Source organism: Kribbella sp. NBC_01505, from assembly GCF_045040285.1.
Classification (GTDB): Bacteria; Actinomycetota; Actinomycetes; order Propionibacteriales; family Kribbellaceae; genus Kribbella.
This window is the reverse complement of the sequence record NZ_CP109425.1, coordinates 9,885,332-9,905,820: the sequence shown is the minus strand read 5'-3', so window position 1 is coordinate 9,905,820 and position 20,489 is coordinate 9,885,332. Positions and strand designations below refer to the sequence as shown.

Genomic DNA, 20,489 nt, shown 5'->3' with positions numbered 1-20,489 from the left:
GGTGGTCCTCGCGGGTGAAACACTGACATGCGTGTACACCCTTGACCTGAACCCGGACGAGTTGCTCACCACTACCCGCGCGGTCCGCAAGCGCCTGGACCTGGAGCGGCCCGTCGATCCCGCTCTGATCCGCGAGTGCCTCGAGATCGCGACCCAGGCCCCCTCTGGCAGCAACGGCCAGGGCTGGCACTGGCTGGTCGTGACCGACGAGGAGAAGCGCGCGAAGATCGCGGAGTACTACCGCACCTCGTTGCACGCCTATTTCGCGGCGAACGAGGCGGCCCGCGGGCCCGAGACCGATCCGGTGCGCAAGCGCGTGATAGCCAGTTCGGCGTACCTGGGCGACAACCTCGGCAAGGTGCCGGTCTTCGTGATCGCCTGCATCACCGCGCCGTCGCTGCCCGAGGGGAACCAGGCAGGCCTGTGGGGCTCGATCCTGCCGGCCGCCTGGAACTTCATGCTCGCCGCGCGCGCTCGCGGACTCGGTACGACGTGGACCACGCTGCATCTGAAGTACGAGCAGGAGGTGGCGGAGCTGCTCGGCGTACCGAGTGATGTCCGGCAGGGTGTGCTGATCCCGGTCGCGCACACCATCGGCACCGACTTCAAGCCTGGTTCCCGCAAGGACCTGGAGCCGATCGTCCACTACGACAAGTGGTGACACCTCGGGAATGAACCCCACTCGTTTGCGCGTTGACATGTCAACCTAGACTTGGTGACGTGGAACAGGAGCAGAAGATGAGTGGGCTGGAGTTCGGTCTCGACACCTTCGGGGACGTGCCGGAGGGTCCGAACGGCGAGTTGGTGTCGGACGCGGCGGCGATCCGGCAGGTGGTGCAGGAGGCCGTGCTGGCCGACGAGCTGGGCGTGGACGCGATCGCGCTCGGCGAGCACCACCGGCCGGAGTACTCGATCTCCTCACCGGAGACGGTGCTGGCCGGGATCGCCGGGCAGACGTCGCGGATCAAGCTGGGCTCGGGCGTGACCGTGCTCAGCTCCGACGATCCGGTGCGGGTGTTCCAGCGGTTCTCGACCGTCGACGCGTTGTCGAACGGCCGCGCGGAGGTCGTCCTCGGGCGCGGCTCGTTCACCGAATCCTTCCCGCTGTTCGGGTACGACCTGGCCGACTACGAGGTGCTCTTCGAGGAGAAGCTGCAGCTGTTCGCGCGGCTCCTCGAGGAGAAGCCGGTGACCTGGGAAGGTACGGTCCGGGCGTCTCTGGACAACGCGGACGTCTACCCGAAGACCGAGTCCGGTCATCTGAAGACCTGGGTCGGCGTTGGTGGATCGCCGCAGTCAGTCATCCGTACGGCGTTCTACGGGCTGCCGTTGATGCTGGCGATCATCGGCGGTTCGCCGGAGCGGTTCGCGTCGTACCTGGATCTGTACAAGCGGGCGTCCGAGCAGTTCGGGACGGTCGCCCATCCGGTCGGCATGCACTCGCCGGGGTTCGTCGCGGACACCGATGAGGCGGCGAAGGAGATCTACTACCCGCGCTACAAGGTGATGCGGGACCGGATCGGCGCGCTGCGCGGCTGGCCGCCGGTGAAGCGCTCCGAGTTCGACGCCGAGGTCGCGCACGGCTCCTTGTACGTCGGTTCGCCGGACACCGTGGCGCGCCGGATCGCCGGTGCGGTCAAGAAGCTCGGCGTCGGGCGCTTCGATCTGATCTATGCGTCCGGCTCGGTGCCCGGTGCGGACCGGCTGCGGGCGGTCGAACTGTATGGCAGCAAGGTGATTCCGATGGTCCGCGACATTCTGGCGGACGAGTCATGAGCAAGCCGGTGATCGCGATTCTGGGTGCGGGCAAGGTCGGTACGGTGCTGGCCCGGCGCGCGCTCGCGGCCGGGTACCCGGTGGTGATCGCCGGGTCCGGTGCGGTCTCGAAGATCGCGCTGATCGTGGAGATCGTCACGCCGGGCGCGGTCGCGACGACCGCGGCCGATGCGGCGGCGCGGGCCGATGTGGTGATCCTGGCGCTGCCGCTGGGCAAGTACCGGACGATCCCGGTCGAGGCGTTGCACGGCAAGCTCGTGATCGACGCGATGAACTACTGGTGGGAGGTCGACGGCATTCGCGACGACCTCACCGATCCACGGACCTCGTCGTCCGAGATCGTCCAGGAGTTCCTGCCGGAGTCGCTGGTGGTGAAAGCCTTCAACCACATGGGGTATCACGACATCGAGGACGGCGCACTGCCGGCCGGATCGCCGGAGCGGAAGGCGATCGCGGTCGCCGGGCCGCCGCTGGAGGCGGCCGAGGTGGCGGCGATCGTCGACGACCTCGGCTTCGATCCGGTGATCGCCGGTCCGCTGGCCGCCGGCGTCCAGCTCGAGCCCGGCGCCGAAGCCTTCGGTGCGAACGTCACAGCGGCCGAGCTCCAGGACATGCTCGACCGCTTCCCCGAGTCCGCGCGCGGTCTCGCCGTACAGGCCGCTCGCGCTTAGCTCTTTGTCAGCTCGGCCAGGACGGTGTCGAGGCGTTCGACGAGCTCCAGTGCGTTGCCGAGCGACGATGCACCGGAGACGACCGGGTACACGTGACCGGCGCGGACGGCGGGCAGGGTCTTCCATACCGCGCTGCCGGTCAGCGGCTGGTTGTCCGCCGCCGGGCTCGTCCCGTCGGGCGCGGCCGGGATCAGCAGGACCGAGCTGTCCTTGAGTACGTCGATGCGCTCCAGCGAGTACTCCTGGGTTGCCTTCGGCTGGGTCGCGGACGGTTTGGCGAGCTGCACGCCGCAGTCCACCAGCACCTGGGTGTCGGTCCAGGCTTTGCCGAGGGTCCAGAAGCTTGCGTCCGATGCCGCCTGGGCGAAGGTGAACGTGTGCCGGGCGAGCGTCTCGGCGTACCTGGCCTTGATCTCCGCGCAGGCTTGCCGGTACTGCGTGAGCAGCGCGTCGGCCTGTTCCTTGCGGCCGAGGACCTCGCCGCAGCGGACCGCGACCTCGGGCAGCGTGAGCTTCTGGAAGCTGATCACCACGGTCGGCGCGATCGCGCTGAGCTGCTCGTAGAGCGCTCTCCCGGTGTCGATCGTGCGCAGGATCAGATCCGGTCCGGCGGCCGCGACCTTCTCCGGGTTCGGTTCGGTGAAGTCGCCGATCAGCGTGACACCTTTGAGCTTCGGGGCGTACCGCGCGCCGGTGTCGGCGTACCCGCTGCCGGAGGCTGCGATCGGGATCATGCCGAGGTCGACGACCGCGAAGGCGCCGTAGAAGTCCGCGCAGACGACCCGCTGGGCGGCGGCCGGGACCTCCACCGGTCCCTTGTCGGTCTGGACGGTACGGCGGGCCGCCGGGGCCGGGGCATCCTCGGTGCTGCAGCCGGTCACGAGAACCGTGGTGAGCCCGGCCGCCGCGGCGAGGAACTGCCGGCGGCGGTTGGTCGGGGCGGTGAGTGGCGGAACGGTCGCGGTGGTCATCTGGGTCTCGATTCGCCTGCGAGGGATATGAACTTAGGCTAACCTAACCTCATCCCCGTTCACCGTGAGGAGTTCCGCAATGGGTGACCAGATTCCGATGCTGGCCACGGTCACAGCCGTCCGCCTGCTGACTCCGCGGATGGCGCGGATCACCGTCGTCAGTGACGAGCTGCAGCGGTTCGGGTACGACGGGCCTGACCAGCTGGTCCGGATCTTCGTGCCGAACGGCATCACCGACGAGCTCACCTTGCCGGTCACCACCGCTTGGTGGCCCGAGCTGAACGAGATGCCCGAAGCGTCGCGTCCGGTGCTCCGCAACTACACAGTGCGCCGGCTCGATCGCGCGAGCGGAGAGCTCGACATCGACTTCGTCCTGCACGGTCATGGGGCGACGGCTGGGCCCGGGTCTTCGTGGGCGGGGCAGGCGCGGCCAGGGGACAAGATCGGTTTGCTGAGTGATGGCGCGGATTACTTGCCGCCGGTCGACACCGAATGGGTGCTGCTGGTCGGCGACGAGTCGGCGCTGCCGGCGATCGCCGTGATCCTTGAGCAAAGCCCGGACGACCTGCCGGTCGTGACGCTGCTCGAGGTCGAGGACGCGTCGGACGAGCTTCCGCTGGCCGGGTCCGGATCGGTGCAGTGGTTGCACCGGGGGAGCGGGCCGAGAAACGAGATCGCGCTCTCCACGCTCCGATCGATGGACCTTCCGGGCGGAACGCCGTACGTCTGGACTGCCGGCGAGGCCGGGCTGGCCACCGGTGTCCGGCGGCATCTGGTCGGCGAGCGGGGGATCTCGAAGGACCGGATCTACTTCTGCGGCTACTGGCGTGCCGCCGCGGCGGAGCCCGACGACCAGTAGTCAGTAGCTGACTAGTAGCGGTCGATCGGGAACTCCGCCGAGGTCCGGCCGAACTGGGCGTCCAGCAGGACGTCGTCGTCCGCGACCGTGGGTCGCGTGCGGTCTGTCTCCAGCAGACGTAGCAGTGCCAACAAGCGGCGAGTCACCTCGCACATACCGGATCACCCCCTCCCAGCCTCCCTATCGGTCCGGAGGGGCAGAACGTTTCTTGCAACTTTGTTGCGGTCGGCAACCGGGCCCGCGGAGTAGGGTCCGGGGCATGGTGACGATTCGGCGAGTGATGACGATCGAGCGGCCGGCCGAGACGGTCTACGGCTATCTCGCGGACTTCGAGAACACCAACGAGTGGGACCCCGGCACGGTGCGGACGACCCGGCTGGAGGGCGGTGGGGGCGTCGGAACGACGTACCGCAACGTCTCCCGGTTCGGCGGCCGGGAGACCGAGCTGCTCTACACGGTCGACGAGCTGAGCGCGCCGGAGCGGTTGCGCTTCCGTGGGGTGAACAAGACGGTGACCGCGCGCGACACCATCACGCTGCGCTCGCTCGCGCCGGGTGAGACCGAGCTCACATACCTGGCCGAGTTCGAGTTCCACGGTGTGGCACGGCTGGCGGTCCCGTTCCTGGGGCGGCAGTTCGCGAAGCTCGGCGACGAGGCGGCCGCGCGGCTGCACGACGTACTGGGCAATCTCTGAGTACTCGAAAAACTCTTAGCTGATCGGACCCGTCCTGGTGGCGGGTGGCTCCGAAGGCCTGGGACAGGAACTGTCTGCGCCGAGGGAGTTTTGTGTCCAGAAGAGACGACCGTCCCGCTGTTGCAGTGATCGGCTCTGGGGTCGCCGGACTGACAGCGGCGTATCTGTTACGACGTGACTACCGGGTGACAGTGTTCGAGGCTGACGACCGCCCGGGTGGTCATGCGCACACCCATGACTTGACCGACAGCCTCGGGCGCGAGCACCGGGTCGACTCCGGGTTCATCGTGCACAACGAGCGGACCTATCCGCAGCTGCTCCGGCTCTTTGCCGAGCTCGGGGTCGCGACACAGCCGACCGAGATGTCGATGAGCATCCGCTGCGACGGATGCGGTCTCGAGTACGCCGGGGGCCGGGGCGCTGCGTCGGTTCTGAGCCAACCGCGGCGGGTCGTGGATCCGCGGTTTCTGCGGATGCTCGGTGAGGTACGGCGGTTCCACCGGGAAGCGCTCTCTGTGCTGCGTTCCGGTGACGCCGAGCTGACCTGGAGTGAGTTTCTCGCGTCGCGCCGGTTCTCGCCGTACTTCGTCCGGCACTTCGCGATCCCGTTGGTGTCGTGTGTCTGGTCGAGCGGGTCGGTCGATGCCGGGCGCTATCCGGCGCGGTACCTGTTCCAGTTCCTGGATCACCACGGGATGCTCGCCGTCAGCGGCTCGCCGCAGTGGCGGACGGTGACCGGCGGTTCCCGGACGTACGTCGATCGCGTCGTCGAGCAGCTCGACGACGTCCGGCTGTCGGTCCCGGTGCGCGCGGTTCGGCGGCATGACGACGGGGTCGAGGTGGTGACGCCAGATAGCGCTCTGTCGTTCGATCGGGTCGTGCTCGCGACCCACGCCGACACCGCGCACGATCTGCTCGCGGATGCGACGCCGGACGAGAAGTCCCTGCTCGATGCCTTCGACTATTCGGTGAACCCGACCTGGTTGCACACGGACGCGTCGGTGCTGCCGGACAGCGCGCGGGCACGGGCGTCGTGGAACTACCGGCTGCGCGACTGCCACGCGGACGAGCCGCAGGTGCTGGTGAGTTACTGGATGAACCGCTTGCAGGGGCTCGATGCCGCCGACCAGTATCTGGTGACGCTCAATCCGGAAGGCTGGGTCGACCCCTCGGCGGCGGTCGCCCGGATGACCTACGCCCATCCGATCTTCACGCCGGAATCGGTTGCCGCGGCCGAGCCCTTGCGGTCGGCCGGTGGACCGCGGCTGGCCTTCGCCGGTGCCCATCTCGGGTGGGGCTTTCACGAGGACGGTTGCCGGTCGGGGGTCGAGGCCGCGGCGAAGTTCGGCGTCGCCTGGTGAGCGCTCTCTCCGTTCCCGCGATCGTTCCCGGATCGGTGGCGCACACCCGGCGACTGCCACGGCGGCATCGCTTCCGGTACCGCACGTATCAGTGGCTGGTCGATATCGATGACCTGCCTGCGGTTCGCCTGCTCGCGTCGTTCCGGCCGGCTGACCATCTGAACGGGGGAGAGCGCTCTCTGCGCGAGAACCTCGCCACGTTCATCGCTGCGCAGGACGAGGTGCTCGAGTCCGGCGATCAAGTGCTGATGCTGGCGAACGCGCGGTGCTTCGGGTACGTCTTCGATCCGCTCAGCGTGTTCTGGTGTTTCGCGCCGGACGGCAGGTTGCGCTGGATCGTTCTCGAGGTCCACAACACGTACGGCGAACGGCACGCGTATCTGGCACATCCCAGTGCGGACGGCCGGTTCACGGTCGAGAAAGCGTTCTACGTCTCGCCGTTCTTCACCGTCGACGGCGAGTACGAAGTTGTCCTCGCGCTGACGCCTGAACAGGTCGCGGTCGCGATCAACCTGCACCAGCACGGCACACGCGTCTTCAGCGCCGCATTCACCGGCCGCCCGCGCCCCGCAACCCGCCGTACCGTCTTGGCCGTCGTGGCCCGGACGCCCTTCGTCACCTTTCAGGTCTCGTTCCTGATCCGGCTGCACGGCATCGCTCTCTGGCTTCGCCGGCTCCCGGTCGTCCACCGTCCGCCGCACACTCCACCGCAAGGAGCCTGATGTCCACCTCACAGGCCGACCGCACGTCTGTGGTCATCGATGCCACCCGTTGGCCGCGCATCGCGCGGACTCCGCACCATCCCGCTCGCGCGGCGCTGGCTCGCCAGGTCTTCAACCACGCGACCCGGCAGCTTCCGATCACCGTCCAGCTTCCGGGCCAACTCGCCGTTCGTGCTGGTCGGCCGGTGTTCGAGGTGGTTTCGGATCGGTTCTTCGATCGGCTGGGCAAGGATCTGAAGCTCGGCTTCGGGGAGTCGTACATGGCGGGGGAGTGGCGGGCCGGCGAGGGGACGGACCTTGCCGACTTGCTGACGGTGTTCGCCCGGCAGCTCACCGAGTTGGTGCCGAGCGGCCTGCAGCGGTTGCGGCGGCTCGTGGATCGGCCGATCGCGCGGCTCAACGATCGGGTCGGGGCGCGTTCGAACATCGCGCATCATTACGACTTGTCGAACGAGCTGTTCGCGACGTTCCTCGATCCGACCATGACGTACTCGGCCGCGCTCTTCGACTCGGCCGACGAACACCACCGCGCGCCCTCCGACGACGAGCTGCTCGCGCTGGTGCAGCGTCGCAAGATCGACAACATCCTCGACCTGGCAGGCGTCACCGCCGGAGCGCGGGTGCTGGAGATCGGGACCGGCTGGGGGCAGCTCGCGATCCAGGCCGCGCAGCGTGGTGCGGAGGTGCACTCGATCACGCTCTCCGCGGAGCAACGCGACCTCGCTCGCAAGCGGATCTCCGAAGCCGGTGTGCACGCGGAGGTGGAGCTCTGCGACTACCGCGACGTGGCCGGCCAGTACGACGCGATCGTCAGCGTCGAGATGATCGAGGCTGTGGGCGAGCAGTACTGGCCGACGTACTTCGAGACTGTGCACGACTTACTCGCACCAGGTGGGCGCTTCGGGCTGCAGTCGATCACCATGTCGCACGAGCGGTTGCTCGCGACCCGGCACAGTCAGGGCTGGATCCACGAGTACATCTTTCCGGGCGGGCTGATCCCGTCGGTCGAGTCGATCAGTACGGTCGCGGCATCGGCTGGGCTGGAGGTCGCCGGCCGGCGCGACTTCGGGCCGGACTACGCGCGCACGTTGCGACTGTGGAGAGAGCGCTTCACCGCGAACGCGGGCGTTGTCGCCGACCTCGGTTTCGACGCGGTGTTCCGGCGGATGTGGGAGTTCTACTTGGCTTATTCCGAAGCAGGGTTCCGCTCCGGGTACCTGAACGTCGCGCAGTTTGCGCTCACCAGGCGATGAGGAGATGACCGTGGATCTGACCGGACGACGGATCTGGATCGTCGGTGCCTCATCGGGGATCGGCGCCGCACTGGCCGGGGCCCTGGATGCGCGCGGCGCGCGGGTCGCCGTGTCGGCCCGCCGGGAGAGCGCTCTACGCGAGGTTGCCGGGGACAGGATGGCCGTCGTACCCGTCGACATCACCGACAAGGCCGCGGTACGGCGGGCCGCTGCGCAGGTAGTGGATGAGCTTGGCGGGCTGGACATCGTCGTACTGAGCGCGGGCTACTGGAAGCAGTTGACCGAGTTCGACGCCGAGTCGTTCCAGCGGCATCTGGACGTGAACCTGTCCGGGATGGCGAACTGTCTGGAGGCGGTGATCCCACGGCTGCAGGCTGCCGGCGCGGGGATCATCGTCGGGATCTCGTCGGTCGCAGGTCTGCGCGGGCTGCCGGGGGCCGAGGCGTACGGCGCCACGAAGGCTGCGCAGATCAACCTGCTGGAAGCGCTCCGGGTCGGGTTGGGGCCGCAGGGCATCGACGTGGTGACGGTCTGCCCGGGGTTCGTCGACACCGAGATGACGTCGACAAATCGGTTCCCGATGCCGTTCATGGTCACCGCGCCGGTCGCCGCCCGAATGATTGCCGACGGCATCGAACGTCGTACGGCGCGGATCGTCTTCCCCTGGCAGATGGCGGTGTTCGCGAAGCTGGCGCCGCTGGTTCCGGATCGCTTGTGGGCGACGATCTTTCGGTCCAGGAAGTAGTACCGTCCTGCGGTGCCGGGGTCTGCCCTGTCCCCGGCACCGCAGGCGGATCTAGAGGTCAGGGGCGTCCGGGCAACCGGTAGTTGTCGCCGAGAACCTGACCGCGGTTGGGTTTGTAGAGGTCGAAGCCGCGCGAGTTGCATTGCAGGCCACCGTTGATGCAGTGGCTCACCAGGGCTGCGAGGGTCGGGACGTCCCACGCGTTGAAGAAGTCGTAGTGCCAGGAGTAACCGCGTCCGCTCGCCAGCCGGATGGCGGACTCGTCACCGTCGGCGGGGAACGCGATCTTGAACTCCAGCATCGGCACCGGGTTGGGGTGCGAGGCCGGGCAGACGCCGTTGACCGGGTAGGCCATGTGGCTCTTGTGGTCGGCGCTGTCCAGGTCGCGGCCGTTCCAGCAGCTCGGGGCCTGGTAGCGGATGTTGAGCTGGGTGCCCGCCGGGCAGCTGGCCGGGAAGTCCCAGTTGTGCGCGGTGTCACCGCACTCCCAGCCCTCGACCGTGCCCGGGGAGTCCCGGAACGACTCGAGGGTGGCGGTCGGGCTGCCGACGACGTACCGGATGCCCGGCGGGAACGGCCGGACCTTGGTGTAGTCGAGGATGCCGGACTTGTAGTAGATGGTCTGGTGCCAGGTCTGGATGATCGGGTCGTTGCCGCGGAACATCGTCGGCCACCAGTACGCCGACAGGTCGTCGGGGTTCAGGCAGGTCGTCGCGTAGGCACCGGCGGCGTTCAGGCTGTTCAGCGTGGTGGCCGCGTTGGTGGTCTTGTTGCCCACGAAGCTGTGCTCGTGGGACGCGCCCGGCATGTTCGGGAACACGATCGGGTCGTCGGTGGCGCGGTGGTCGACGGTGCAGTTGACCTGGAACTCGTGGTGGGTGACCTCGTCGGCCGCCTGCGCGGACGAGCCGGCGAACGCGGTCAGGACGGCGGCGATGACGCCGACGGCGGTGCCACCGGCGACTGTGCGACCGGCGTACGGGACTCTTCTTCGGGATGGGAACACGGAACTCCTCCTACTGGGGGATTCCGCGGGGCGGCGATCGGGCTGGGACGGCAGGGTGATCGGGGGGCCCGCGGTCGGACGGATCGCGGGAGAGCGCTCTCTGGAACACCATGATCCTGACCCCGGACGGTGTCAACCCTGCGTGGTTCCGGAACTACTCTGAGCGTGAAACCGGTGGTCCAAGGCATTGACAAGAGCTCTTGACCCGGGCAACCATCGGTCCGCGAGAGAGCGCTCTCTCAGTCTCTCTCCCGCACAAGGAGTCCGCCCGATGAACCCTTTGCCCGCTCTCCGTGCCCGCCGCCGACGCCGTACCGGCACCGCGACCGCCGCCCTGATCGCGGTGGCGCTGGTGGCGCTCGGCAACCTGGTGTCGGCCGTCCCGGCGCAGGCCGCGACCCTGTTGTCCCAAGGCAGACCCGCGACCGCGTCCACCTCCGAAGGAGCCGGTACGGCGCCCGCCGCCGCCGTCGACGGTGACGCGAACACCCGATGGTCGAGCGTGTGGGCCGACAACCAGTGGCTGCAGGTCGATCTCGGCGCCACCGCGACGGTCGAGCAGGTCGTCCTCCAGTGGGAGGCGGCGTACGCGACCGGCTACCGCATCGAGGTGTCGGCCAACGGCCAGCAATGGAACCCGATCCACAGCACCACCACCGGCCAGGGCGGCACCGAGACGCTGAACGTGAGCGGCAGCGGCCGCTACGTGCGGATGTTCGCCACCACCCGCGCCAACGGGTACGGCGTCTCGCTGTTCGAGTTCAAAGTCTTCGGTACGCCGGGTGACAGCGGACCGCCGCAAGGAACCGGAACCGTTCGAATCGGCGGCAGCCAAGGCAACTGGCAGTTGCTGGTGAACAACACGCCTTGGACGGTGAAGGGTCTGACCTGGGGACCGCCGCCGACCGAGGCCGCGCAGCGACTGCCCGACCTGAAGGCGATCGGCGTCAACACTGTTCGCACGTGGGGCACCGACGCGAGCTCGAAGCCGCTGTTCGACGCGGCCGCCGCGAACGGTATGCGCGTGGTCGCCGGCTACTGGCTCCAACCTGGTGGTGGACCCGGTAGTGGTGGATGCGCGAACTATGTGACGGACACCAACTACAAGACCACGATGCTCGGTGAGATCCGGCGCTGGACGACCGAGTACAAGGACAACGCCGGCGTACTGATCTGGAACGTCGGCAACGAGTCCGTGCTCGGTCTGCAGAACTGCTACTCCGGCGCCGAGCTCGAGCAGCAGCGGATCGCCTACGCGACCTTCGTCAACGATGCGGCCAAGGCGATCCATGCGATCGACCCGAACCACCCGGTCACCTCGACCGACGCCTGGACGGGCGCGTGGCCGTACTACAAGCAGTACTCACCGGACCTCGATCTGATGGCAGTGAACTCCTACGGTCACGTCTGCCAGGTCAAGCAGGACTGGATCAACGGTGGCTACAACAAGCCGTACATCCTGACCGAGGGCGGGCCGGCCGGCGAGTGGGAGGTGCCGAACGACGCGAACGGCGTACCGAACCAGCCGACCGATCTGCAGAAGCGGGACGGGTACCTGGCGGCGTGGAACTGCATCACCGGGCACGCCGGTGTGGCGCTGGGGGCGACGCTGTTCCACTACGGCAGCGAGAACGACTTCGGTGCGGTCTGGTTCAACATCACGCCAGGCAACGAGAAGAGCCTCGCTTGGTACGCGATCCGGCAGGCCTTCGGCGGTCCCGCCGGCGGTAACACGCCGCCGGTGATCACGAACATGACGCTGAGCCGCACCACGGACGCCCCGGCCGGCGGCACGATCTCGGTCAACGTCGCGGTCACCGATCCCAACGGGGATGCGCTCTCTCACGAGTTCAAGGTCGGCGGCAAGTACGTCGACGGCAGCGGAGCGCTGGTCAGCACGCCGTCGAGTGGCAACGGCCCGTTCACGGTGACCGTGCCGCAGCGGCTCGGAGTCTGGAAGCTCTATGACTACGTCCGTGACGGGAAGGGGAACGTCAGCATCGAGACGCGGTCGTTCCGGGTGGTCGCCCCGCCGGTCGAGGGGACGAACATCGCCCGCGGCAAGGCGGCGACCGCCTCGTCGTACCAGCAGGTCGGCAACGGAGCGCCGTACCCGCCGTCGAATGTGACGGACGGGAACAACGCGACCCGCTGGGCCAGCGACTGGTCGGATCCGCAGTGGGTGCAGGTCGATCTGGGGTCGGTGCAGTCGTTCGACCGGATCCAGCTGATCTGGGAGGGAGCGTTCGCCCGCGAGTACCGGATCGAGGTCTCCGACGACGGGAACGCGTGGAGAGCGCTCTACAACACCGCGGCCGGCAACGGTGACGTCGACGACATCGCCAACGGCGGCAGCGGACGGTACGTCCGGCTGACCGGGACCCAGCGCGGGACCGGCTTCGGGTACTCGCTCTACGAGTTCGGGATCTTCAAGCGCTGAGCGATCCCCACCGACCGGTGCGGCGGCCTACCACCTGGGGCCGCCGCACCCCTGTGGATAAGTCTGAGGGGAAAACGCGTGACCCAGATACGATCCGGTCCCATGAAGCAGGCAGCGAAGCGGCGGACGCCGACCCTGGAGGACGTGGCCGAGGTCGCGCAGGTCTCGCGCGCCACTGTGTCCCGGGTGGTGAACGGTCTCGACACCGTCGACGACGAACTCGTCCGCCGCGTCCAGGCGGCGATCGAGACCACCGGCTATGTGCCGAACGCTGCCGCTCGCACGCTCGTCAACCGGCGGACCGGGACGATCGCCCTGGTCATGTCGGGCTCCGACGGCTCGGCTGCCCAAGCTTTCGCCGACCCGTTCTTCGGCCGGATCACTGGTGGCGTGGTGACGTATCTGCGCGAGCGGGGAATGCATCCGACGCTGCTGCTGGCCGACTCCGACCATGCCCGCAAGGACGCGCTCGCCTTCGTGCGGCGGGGAAACGCGGAAGGCGCGATCCTGGTCTCGACCCACTCGGACGACCCTTTGCCGCGGCTGTTCGTCGACGCGGGTGTGCCCGCCGTGCTCTTCGCCCGCCCGGCCGACCCGGTACCGATCAGCTTCGTGGACCTCGACCACGAGGCCGGCGCGGCCCTGGCCGCCGCGCAGCTGGCAGAACGCGGTTGCCGCAAGATCGCCACGATCGCCGGCCCGGCCGACCTGCCGGCCGCGAACAGCCGCCTCGCCGGCTTCCAGCGTGCGATGGAACGGCACGGCGTCCCGTACGTACATGTTGCCCGCGGCAACTTCACGGCCGACAGCGGTGAGCAGGCGATGATCGAGCTGCTGGCCGCGCTGCCCGACGTCGACGGTGTCTTCGCCGCCAACGACCTGATGGCCGTCGGCGCGCTCCGGGCGCTGCGAGACGGCGGTCGATCGGTCCCTGGCGACGTCGCCCTGATCGGCTTCGACGACAGCGAGCCGAGCCGGATGTCGCGCCCGCGACTGACCACGATCTCCCAGCCGGTCGAGGAGATGTCCGCGAAGATGACCGCCATCCTCCTCGAACGGATCACCAACCCGGACGCCGTGCCCACGTCGGTGGTGTTCCGGCCGGAGCTCGTCCTGCGCGAATCCGCCTGACGCGCTCGATCGGGACCCCGTAAAGTTCCGGAACCACGCTGAGGGAACGTTCCCTTGACAGCGGGCCGGAGCACGATCAAGATCCGAGAGAGCGCTCTCTCGGATCTCTCCGCCTCCTCTGATTGGTGTCGCCCATGGATGTTTCGTCGCGCCTGCGTGCGCGTTCTCTGATGGTTCTGACCACCCTGGCCGTGCTGACGGCGGGTCTCGGCGCTGGTGACGCCGTGGCCGCCTCCCGGCAGCAGGACCGGGTAGCTGCCTGCGGTACGGCGAACGCCGCGCTGAATCGGCCGGCCACCGCGTCGTCGGTCGAGAATGCCGGTACGCCGGCCTCGGCCGCGGTCGACGGTAATCCCGGGACACGCTGGGCGAGCGCTTTCTCGGATCCGCAGTGGTTGCAGATCGACCTCGGATCCACGGTCAGCGTCTGCCAGCTCGCGCTGACCTGGGAGTCGGCGTACGGGAAGGCTTTCCGGATCGAGATCTCCGGCGATGCCGCGGCCTGGACCCAGATCTACTCGACCACGACCGGGACCGGAGATGCGCAGACGCTCGACGTCACCGGCAGTGGGCGCTACCTGCGGATCACCGGCACCCAGCGCGCGACCGGCTGGGGATATTCGCTCTGGGAGGTTGCGGTGCGCACGAGCGATGGCACCGGTCCGGTGATCCCGCCGACCGATCCGCGCAATCCCGACTTCGGGCCGAACGTGTTCGTCTACGGACCGGGCAGCTCGCAGACGGACATGCAGAACAAGCTCAACCAGATCGCTGCCGAGATGCACACCAACCAGTTCGGCACTCAGCGGTACGCCGTGCTGTGGAAGCCCGGCACCTACACGGCCGATGTGAACCTCGGTTTCTACACCCAGGTGGCCGGCCTCGGGCTGTCACCCGACGATGTCAACCTCAATGGCCATGTCCGGGTCGAGGCCGACTGGCTGCAGCAGGGCGACAACCCGAACAACAAGGGCAACGCCACGCAGAACTTCTGGCGGTCCGCCGAGAACCTCGCGGTCACGACTCCGGCCGGTCAGATCGAGCGCTGGGCGGTCTCGCAAGCGGCGCCGTACCGGCGGATGCATCTGAAGGGCGCGCCGGAGGTCCAGTTGTGGAACGGCGGCGACGGTTGGGCGAGCGGCGGTCTGTTCGCGGACAGCAAGATCGACGGCCGGGTGGTGTCGGGTTCGCAGCAGCAGTGGTTCTCGCGGAACTCGGAGTTCGGTAGCTGGGCCGGTTCGGTCTGGAACATGGTGTTCGTCGGTACCAACGGCGCACCGCCGCAGCACTTCCCGGACCCCGCGCACACGACGGTCGGCCAGACCCCGAAGGTCCGGGAGAAGCCGTTCCTGTACTTCGATGCTGCGGGCAACTACAACGTCTTCGTCCCGGCGCTGCGGACCAACTCGGCCGGGACCAGCTGGTCGCAGGGGCAGGCGGCCGGATCGTCGATCAGCCTGGCCGGCTTCTTCGTGGTCAAGCCGGGGACGACCGTCGACACGATCAACGCGGCCCTTGCCCAGGGCAGGCACCTGCTGATCACGCCGGGCGCCTACCACCTCAACGACACGATCCGCGTCACCCGGCCGAACACCGTCGTACTGGGGCTCGGCCTGGCCACGCTGATCCCCGACAACGGCAAGGCGGCGATCAGCGTCGCCGACGTGGACGGCGTCAAGCTCGCCGGCGTGCTCGTCGACGCCGGGCCGGTCAACTCGCCGTCGCTGATCGAGATCGGTACCGCCGGCTCGACCGTCAGCCACGCGGCGAACCCGACCTCGCTGCACGACGTGTTCGTCCGGGTCGGTGGTGCGCACATCGGCAAGGCCAGCGTCAGCCTGCGGGTGAACAGCAACGACGTGATCGGCGACCACCTGTGGTTGTGGCGTGGTGACCACGGCGACGGCGTCGGCTGGAACGTCAACACCGCCGCGAACGGGCTTGTTGTGAACGGCAACAACGTGACGATGTACGGCCTGTTCGTCGAGCACTACCAGGAGTACGAGACGTTGTGGAACGGCAACGGCGGTCGCACGTACTTCTACCAGAACGAGATGCCGTACGACGTGCCCGACCAGGCCTCGTGGTCGAGCGGCGGCGGTACGCAGGGCTGGGCGGCGTACAAGGTCGCGAACAGCGTGACCTCGCACGAAGCCTGGGGCGTCGGCAGCTACTGCTTCTTCAGCCCGAACACCTCGATCGTGGCCACGCGCTCGTTCGAGGTGCCGGACACGCAGGCAGTGCGCTTCCACGACCTGGTCTCGGTCTCGCTCGGTGGCGTCGGCACCATCTCCAACGTCATCAACAACACCGGCGGCACCGCCAACGCCGCCAACCAGCAGCGCTACCTGCCCAGCTACCCCTGACCTGATGCTGACAAGTACGGCGTCGCCCGGCGCCGTACTTGCTAGCTTGGCCCAATGGGATTCCATCTGGTTGTCGGCCCGCTGGACGGCATCGACGATCCAGGGGCCGACCAGGACAGCGATTGGCACGAGTACGCCGTTGAGATGTTCGAGGTGGTCAACGAGTACCTGGTTTCGCAAGGGCTGCCACCGCACACCGAACCGCGAAGTAGCGGCGGACCGCTCTACCTCGGTTACGGGCAGCCGCTGGCCGAGTTGCTCGAGCTCGACGTGATCCTCCCGGAAGATCTCCTGGTCACGTTCGACCAGGTGCTGGCCGCCTCCCTGGACTCGCTGTTCATTCCGGTCGATCTGCCGAAGCCGGTGTTTCTGGAAGCCGACGGTGCGGGCTTCACGCTCGGCTCTGTTCCGCGGTTGCTCTTCCAGTCGGCCTGGCTGCAGCGGTTGGTCGGTGCACCCAACATTTACAACCTGAAGGTCGCTGCTGACCTGTACGGCGCGCTGCTCGACGAGCCGCTCGCAGGGTTTCCGCAGGAGCTGCCGCTGATGGAGGGTGGTGGGACTGCCGGCGCTGTGCTGTCCGACACGCTGTGCTGCGCGGCGATCGTCGCCTATCAGTCAGACTCGTCGATTCGCATCGGCTGATCGTCAGGACGGGCGGATCTCCTGGAGGATCCAGGTGTTGCCGTCGGGGTCGGCCAGTGTGGCGAGGCTGGCGTAGTTGCGGCGGCCTGGATCCAGTCCGGTCGTGAGCTCGCCGGACCAGTTGTCTGACGGCGTCTTGTGCTGGATCGGTCCTACTGGCACGCCGCGAGTCTGTAGGTCTTCGTGTGCGGCTTGCAGGTCCGGGACAACCAGGTAGTTGGCGCGGGACGAGCCAGGACTTGCGTCCGTGAGGCCTTCGCCGAACTGGATGGAGCAGGGCGATCCCGGAGGTGTCAGTTGTACGACGCGGTAGCCGTCGCGGGGGTGGTAGTCGACTTCGAGGGCGAAGCCGAGTGTTGTGTAGAAGGCGAGTGCCGTGTCGACATCGGTGACCGGCAGCGTGAGTACTTCGAGTCTGTAGTCCATTACATGTCCAGTACTAGGTCAGAGGTGGGCTGGGCGCAGCAGATGAGGGTTTGGCCCTCGGGTGCGGGTTCCAACGGGTCAGGGGAGTAGGTGATCGAGCCGGCGAGCAGTGGCGTCACACAGGTCTGGCAGACGCCGCTGCGGCAGCTCCAGCGCGTCGGTACGTCGCAGGCCTCGGCCAGCTCGAGAACGCTCTTCCCAGCGAAGGGTGTCGAGATGCCGCTCCGGGCGAACGTGATGAGTGGTCCGGTGCCTGGCTCGCCCTCCGGCTGATGCGGTGCGCGGGTGGTCGGGTCAGTGATGCCTGGGTTGGTGGAGGGCAGCGCTCCGAAGAGCTCGGTCCGCACGTGGCTCGGAGCAAGGCCTAGTGCTGTCAGATGCGCAGTCATCTCGGCCATGAACGCGGCCGGACCACAGATGTACGCCGTTGCCTCGGTCGGCAGTCCTAACGCCTCCAGCTTGTCCTTGGTGATGCGGCCGTCGGTCGTACTGAAGTAGACTTGCTCAACCGCGTTCTGGAGTGAGCCGATGAGCGCATGCGCCTCGGCCGCCAGCGGGTGCTCGTCCGAGGTACGTGCGCCGTGGATCCACCAGATCTGGCGAGTGCTGCGGGTAGCCGCCAGCTGGTGCAGCATCGCGAGCACCGGCGTCACACCGATCCCGGCCGAGAGCAGTACCACCGGACTGCTGTCGTCACTCAGGGCAAAGTCACCACGCGGTGCAGCAGCCTCCAGTACGGCGCCCGGCCGCAACTGCGTGGTCAGATAGCTGCTCGCCAACCCATGGGGTTCGTGTTTGACGCTGATCCGGTAGCTGCTGGTCCCAGGCGCGCTCGACAGTGAGTAGCTCCGAACCGGCACCGGTGAACCAGCTCCCGCCACCTTGAGCGTCAGGTACTGCCCAGGTGCGGCGCTGGGCAGCGTCGTACCGTCAGCTGCAGTCAGTACGACGGATGACACTGTGGCGCTCTCGGCAATCACCTCCGTGACGCGCAATGGCCGGAACCCGTCCCAGGCCGGCTTCACGACGTCGGAGCCGTGCAGCAACTCCCGGAAGGACCCCTGCCAGCCAGGACTCAGCGCTGGGATGTCGACCGCGATCCGCAACTTCGCCAGGTCCCGATTGGGCAGGTAGAGCAGCGCATCGGTGTCAGCGACGCTCAACCCGCCCGGTCCAGCTTTCGTCTTCACGATCGAGTCACCGGCCTGGATCTGGCCTTCGGTGATCACGCGGCAGTAGAAGCCGGGGCGGTGATGGCTGACGAGCAGTGCGGGCAGTTCTGGTTCACCCATGCGCATTCCGACCCGGTAGCAAGTCACCCGCGGCTGGGTCACTTCGAACTCGGCCGCACCGATCCGGTACCGGTCTCCGATGCAGACCTCTTCGTCGGGCATGCCGTCGACCGTCAGGTTCTCCCCGAACTGGCCGTAGTCGAAGTCGTCGCGTCCGAAGTGCTTTTCCCAGTACCGGTAGGACTGGATCTGGTAGATGAGCACGGCGCGCATCTCGCCACCGTGCCCTCCGGTGTCGCCCTGACCGTCCCCGTCGATGTTCAGCCGCCGGACCATCGCCGGTCCGTCGACAGGCCGCTTCCAGACCCCGGTGTAGACCGTGTGACCGTTCCACTCCACGTTCTGAGGCATCCCGACGTTCACAGACAGCAGAGTCGACTTGGTCATCCAGAAAGTTCCTCTACGGTGAGGTCTCGGTCTACGCCGTGCGAGATGACGGCTTGGCCTGGCTCCAACCCTAGCTGCGTGCCGTCGAGTTCCACGTGCACCTTGTCCGGCTCGAACGACACCAGCCCGGAGATCCGGCGTACGTCGGTCCACGCGTCTTCGTAGCCCCAGGCCGCCTGGTGCGCCGTACCGATGTCGTAGTAGCTGCACAGGCCCTTGTAGGGGCAGAAGGTCTGACCGTCGACGGGGGTGAGGGTGCTTTCGTCGATGTCGTCGCGGGGGACGTACCAGCGTGGTGCGAAACCCGACTCGTACAGCACCAGCGGGCGTTTGCTGTCGGCAACCACTCGGTCACCGTCACAGACCACCAGGTGCCGGCTGGTCTGCCGGATGTCGATCCGGTGGTACGCGTCGGCCGCGTGACCGACGATCCGCTCGTCCTCCTCGTAGAACGCGTCCATGGCTCGCCAGGCGAACGCCACTCGGCCGCTCAGCTCATTCGCGTAGTCCGGCAGCTCGGTGTGCTGCCAGGCCGCGCGGGGCTTGCTGTTGTGGTCCACAGTCACCGTGTACCAGGTCGTCGTACCCAGGTCGCGGTGCTGCGTGGTGCGGTCGGCGGCAGTCAGTACGCCGGGCTCGATGGAGTCCAGCGGGAAGTAGGCGACCGGGTACCGCGCCGGCTCGTGGAGCAGGACGACGTCTTCACTGTCGGCGATCCAGCGGCCGCCGAACTGGACTCGCATCCGCCGCCGCAGGGGTTCTGCGAACAGCAGTCGGTCGGGCAGGACCTCCGGTACCAGGAACCGGCCGACCGCACCGGTTCCGAGCGGGCCCTGCTGCCAGGACAGACCCATGGCGACTCTCCTTCAGATAGGGGTCGAATTAGATAAGAGGTTCGCCGCCGTCGATGCGCAGTGTCTGGCCGGTCAGGAACGTGTTGGTCATCGCGAACAGCACGGCCTCGGCGATGTCCGCCTCAGTACCGATCCGGCGGGCCGGATTGCGCTCCGTCAGGTCCTTGAAGTAGTCCGCCTTCGCCTGCTCGCCCAGACCGTCCCAAGCGCCGGTGTCGATCACACCGGGGGAGACCGCGTTCACCCGGATCGGTGCGAGCTCCAGCGCGAGTGAACGAGCCAGTACGTCGACCGACCCGTTCGTGATCGCCACCGCTAGCGTCCCCACCGCGATCTTGGCCGCGGCGACCCCGGAGAACAGGGTGATCGAACCGCCCGCGTTGATCCGCCCGGCCAGGTGCTTGGCCAGCATCAGCGGACCGATCACCTTGGTGTCGAAGGACAGCCGGACCGCATCCCGGTCCAGGTCGGCGATCCGGCCGCGAGCACGCGCTGAGGCGGTCGTCACCACGTGGTCGACCGAGCCGATGCGCTCACCCAGCGTTGCGATGGACGCTTCGTCGGTGAGGTCGACGTACTCGGTTCTGATGTCCGGAGTGCTCGCGTACGCCTCGGCGAGCTTCTCCTGGCTGCGCCCTGCCGTGATGATCTGCGCACCGGCTTCTTGCGCGGCCAGCACGACCGCCCGGGCCAGTCCGCCGCCCCGGCCGACCACTAGAACAGTCTTGTCCTTGAGCGTCATCGAAATCTTCTCCTGTGGCTTACGAAACGCGAACGGCATTTCAGGCGACCGGTAGCACCGGATGTGCATGGATGAGCGTGCGGGAGAGGGATGCGGGCGTGCATCCGCCAGTGGCTGGCCACATCCGCCAGGCGTAGGTACGAGCTAG

20 protein-coding genes are annotated in these 20,489 nt (G+C 67.6%); 13 read left to right on the top strand and 7 right to left on the bottom strand.

All coding sequences use genetic code 11. The annotated features are described in order from the left end of the window. Window positions 1-31 precede the first annotated feature (31 nt). From OG474_RS46015 to OG474_RS46005, 3 genes are read left to right on the top strand one after another with little or no spacing between them, the layout of a single operon-like run. Window positions 32-661: a nitroreductase family protein gene (locus OG474_RS46015; protein ID WP_405060039.1), complete on the top strand. Its 630-nt coding sequence runs from the start codon at window positions 32-34 to the stop codon at window positions 659-661. A 59-nt stretch (window positions 662-720) separates the two neighbouring features. Continuing rightward, window positions 721-1,776, top strand: coding sequence for an LLM class flavin-dependent oxidoreductase (locus OG474_RS46010; protein ID WP_405060038.1), 1,056 nt, complete (start codon window positions 721-723; stop codon window positions 1,774-1,776). Beyond that, window positions 1,773-2,447, top strand: a complete 675-nt coding sequence (locus tag OG474_RS46005; protein ID WP_405060037.1) for an NADPH-dependent F420 reductase — start codon at window positions 1,773-1,775, stop codon at window positions 2,445-2,447. The genes OG474_RS46010 and OG474_RS46005 overlap by 4 nt, the downstream gene beginning before the upstream one ends. On the opposite strand, the gene OG474_RS46000 is transcribed toward OG474_RS46005, so the two are convergent. After that, entirely contained in the window at window positions 2,444-3,418 is a 975-nt protein-coding gene (locus OG474_RS46000; RefSeq protein WP_405060036.1) for an ABC transporter substrate-binding protein, read from the bottom strand. The genes OG474_RS46005 and OG474_RS46000 overlap by 4 nt on opposite strands. A 79-nt stretch (window positions 3,419-3,497) precedes the next feature. Here OG474_RS46000 and OG474_RS45995 point away from each other — a divergent pair, with 79 nt between their 5' ends. Then, a complete protein-coding gene (locus tag OG474_RS45995; protein ID WP_405060035.1) occupies window positions 3,498-4,277 on the top strand; it encodes a siderophore-interacting protein in 780 nt (259 codons plus the stop codon). A gap of 11 nt (window positions 4,278-4,288) precedes the next feature. Here the strand turns inward: OG474_RS45995 and OG474_RS45990 are convergent, their stop codons facing one another. Further along, on the bottom strand, window positions 4,289-4,432 hold the full coding sequence (locus OG474_RS45990; protein ID WP_405060034.1) for a hypothetical protein: 144 nt from the start codon (window positions 4,430-4,432) through the stop codon (window positions 4,289-4,291). A gap of 104 nt (window positions 4,433-4,536) precedes the next feature. Here OG474_RS45990 and OG474_RS45985 point away from each other — a divergent pair, with 104 nt between their 5' ends. The 5 genes from OG474_RS45985 (at window position 4,537) to OG474_RS45965 (ending at window position 9,052) form a co-directional block, all read left to right on the top strand. Next, window positions 4,537-4,971, top strand: a complete 435-nt coding sequence (locus OG474_RS45985) for an SRPBCC family protein (protein ID WP_405060033.1) — start codon at window positions 4,537-4,539, stop codon at window positions 4,969-4,971. A 92-nt stretch (window positions 4,972-5,063) separates the two neighbouring features. Continuing rightward, entirely contained in the window at window positions 5,064-6,332 is a 1,269-nt protein-coding gene (locus OG474_RS45980; protein ID WP_405060032.1) for an NAD(P)/FAD-dependent oxidoreductase, read from the top strand. Continuing rightward, on the top strand, window positions 6,329-7,054 hold the full coding sequence (locus OG474_RS45975; RefSeq protein ID WP_405060031.1) for a DUF1365 domain-containing protein: 726 nt from the start codon (window positions 6,329-6,331) through the stop codon (window positions 7,052-7,054). Before OG474_RS45980 ends, OG474_RS45975 begins: the two co-directional genes overlap by 4 nt. Continuing rightward, entirely contained in the window at window positions 7,054-8,307 is a 1,254-nt protein-coding gene (locus OG474_RS45970; protein WP_405060030.1) for a class I SAM-dependent methyltransferase, read from the top strand. Before OG474_RS45975 ends, OG474_RS45970 begins: the two co-directional genes overlap by 1 nt. Window positions 8,308-8,311: 4 nt before the next feature. Beyond that, on the top strand, window positions 8,312-9,052 hold the full coding sequence (locus OG474_RS45965; RefSeq protein WP_405060029.1) for an SDR family NAD(P)-dependent oxidoreductase: 741 nt from the start codon (window positions 8,312-8,314) through the stop codon (window positions 9,050-9,052). Window positions 9,053-9,110: 58 nt separating this feature from the next. On the opposite strand, the gene OG474_RS45960 is transcribed toward OG474_RS45965, so the two are convergent. Next, entirely contained in the window at window positions 9,111-10,058 is a 948-nt protein-coding gene (locus OG474_RS45960; RefSeq protein ID WP_405060028.1) for a DUF1996 domain-containing protein, read from the bottom strand. Between the two features lie 271 nt (window positions 10,059-10,329). Here OG474_RS45960 and OG474_RS45955 point away from each other — a divergent pair, with 271 nt between their 5' ends. The 4 genes from OG474_RS45955 (at window position 10,330) to OG474_RS45940 (ending at window position 16,640) form a co-directional block, all read left to right on the top strand. Further along, window positions 10,330-12,498, top strand: coding sequence for a discoidin domain-containing protein (locus OG474_RS45955; RefSeq protein WP_405060027.1), 2,169 nt, complete (start codon window positions 10,330-10,332; stop codon window positions 12,496-12,498). A gap of 102 nt (window positions 12,499-12,600) precedes the next feature. After that, the gene (locus OG474_RS45950) at window positions 12,601-13,629 is read left to right on the top strand and encodes a LacI family DNA-binding transcriptional regulator (protein WP_405060026.1); all 1,029 of its coding nucleotides are present in this window, start codon (window positions 12,601-12,603) and stop codon (window positions 13,627-13,629) included. Between the two features lie 134 nt (window positions 13,630-13,763). Continuing rightward, on the top strand, window positions 13,764-15,995 hold the full coding sequence (locus tag OG474_RS45945; protein WP_405060025.1) for a discoidin domain-containing protein: 2,232 nt from the start codon (window positions 13,764-13,766) through the stop codon (window positions 15,993-15,995). Window positions 15,996-16,049: 54 nt separating this feature from the next. After that, window positions 16,050-16,640 (top strand): hypothetical protein, encoded by a 591-nt coding sequence (locus OG474_RS45940; protein WP_405060024.1) that lies wholly within the window; start codon window positions 16,050-16,052, stop codon window positions 16,638-16,640. A 3-nt stretch (window positions 16,641-16,643) separates the two neighbouring features. Here OG474_RS45940 and OG474_RS45935 read toward each other — a convergent pair whose 3' ends face one another. The 4 genes from OG474_RS45935 to OG474_RS45920 are packed head-to-tail and all read right to left on the bottom strand — an operon-like array spanning window position 16,644 to window position 20,341. Next, on the bottom strand, window positions 16,644-17,066 hold the full coding sequence (locus OG474_RS45935) for a VOC family protein (RefSeq protein WP_405060023.1): 423 nt from the start codon (window positions 17,064-17,066) through the stop codon (window positions 16,644-16,646). Further along, on the bottom strand, window positions 17,066-18,745 hold the full coding sequence (locus OG474_RS45930) for an MOSC domain-containing protein (RefSeq protein ID WP_405060022.1): 1,680 nt from the start codon (window positions 18,743-18,745) through the stop codon (window positions 17,066-17,068). The genes OG474_RS45935 and OG474_RS45930 overlap by 1 nt, the downstream gene beginning before the upstream one ends. After that, the gene (locus OG474_RS45925) at window positions 18,742-19,599 is read right to left on the bottom strand and encodes a DUF427 domain-containing protein (protein WP_405060021.1); all 858 of its coding nucleotides are present in this window, start codon (window positions 19,597-19,599) and stop codon (window positions 18,742-18,744) included. Before OG474_RS45925 ends, OG474_RS45930 begins: the two co-directional genes overlap by 4 nt. A 28-nt stretch (window positions 19,600-19,627) precedes the next feature. Beyond that, window positions 19,628-20,341 carry an SDR family oxidoreductase gene (locus OG474_RS45920; protein ID WP_405060020.1) on the bottom strand — a complete coding sequence of 238 codons (714 nt, stop codon included), beginning with the start codon at window positions 20,339-20,341 and terminating at the stop codon, window positions 19,628-19,630. Window positions 20,342-20,489: the final 148 nt, after the last annotated feature.

Bases quoted from the DNA above. Each gene is read 5' to 3' on its own strand.
- OG474_RS45990 (WP_405060034.1), bottom strand. From the start codon at position 4,432: ATGTGCGAGGTGACTCGCCGCTTGTTGGCACTGCTACGTCTGCTGGAG.
- OG474_RS45940 (WP_405060024.1), top strand. From the start codon at position 16,050: ATGGGATTCCATCTGGTTGTCGGCCCGCTGGACGGCATCGACGATCCA.
- OG474_RS46000 (WP_405060036.1), bottom strand. From the start codon at position 3,418: ATGACCACCGCGACCGTTCCGCCACTCACCGCCCCGACCAACCGCCGC.
- OG474_RS45925 (WP_405060021.1), bottom strand. From the start codon at position 19,599: ATGGGTCTGTCCTGGCAGCAGGGCCCGCTCGGAACCGGTGCGGTCGGC.
- OG474_RS45935 (WP_405060023.1), bottom strand. From the start codon at position 17,066: ATGGACTACAGACTCGAAGTACTCACGCTGCCGGTCACCGATGTCGAC.
- OG474_RS45930 (WP_405060022.1), bottom strand. From the start codon at position 18,745: ATGACCAAGTCGACTCTGCTGTCTGTGAACGTCGGGATGCCTCAGAAC.
- OG474_RS45950 (WP_405060026.1), top strand. From the start codon at position 12,601: ATGAAGCAGGCAGCGAAGCGGCGGACGCCGACCCTGGAGGACGTGGCC.
- OG474_RS46005 (WP_405060037.1), top strand. From the start codon at position 1,773: ATGAGCAAGCCGGTGATCGCGATTCTGGGTGCGGGCAAGGTCGGTACG.
- OG474_RS45965 (WP_405060029.1), top strand. From the start codon at position 8,312: ATGACCGTGGATCTGACCGGACGACGGATCTGGATCGTCGGTGCCTCA.
- OG474_RS45995 (WP_405060035.1), top strand. From the start codon at position 3,498: ATGGGTGACCAGATTCCGATGCTGGCCACGGTCACAGCCGTCCGCCTG.
- OG474_RS45970 (WP_405060030.1), top strand. From the start codon at position 7,054: ATGTCCACCTCACAGGCCGACCGCACGTCTGTGGTCATCGATGCCACC.
- OG474_RS45955 (WP_405060027.1), top strand. From the start codon at position 10,330: ATGAACCCTTTGCCCGCTCTCCGTGCCCGCCGCCGACGCCGTACCGGC.
- OG474_RS45920 (WP_405060020.1), bottom strand. From the start codon at position 20,341: ATGACGCTCAAGGACAAGACTGTTCTAGTGGTCGGCCGGGGCGGCGGA.
- OG474_RS45985 (WP_405060033.1), top strand. From the start codon at position 4,537: ATGGTGACGATTCGGCGAGTGATGACGATCGAGCGGCCGGCCGAGACG.
- OG474_RS45945 (WP_405060025.1), top strand. From the start codon at position 13,764: ATGGATGTTTCGTCGCGCCTGCGTGCGCGTTCTCTGATGGTTCTGACC.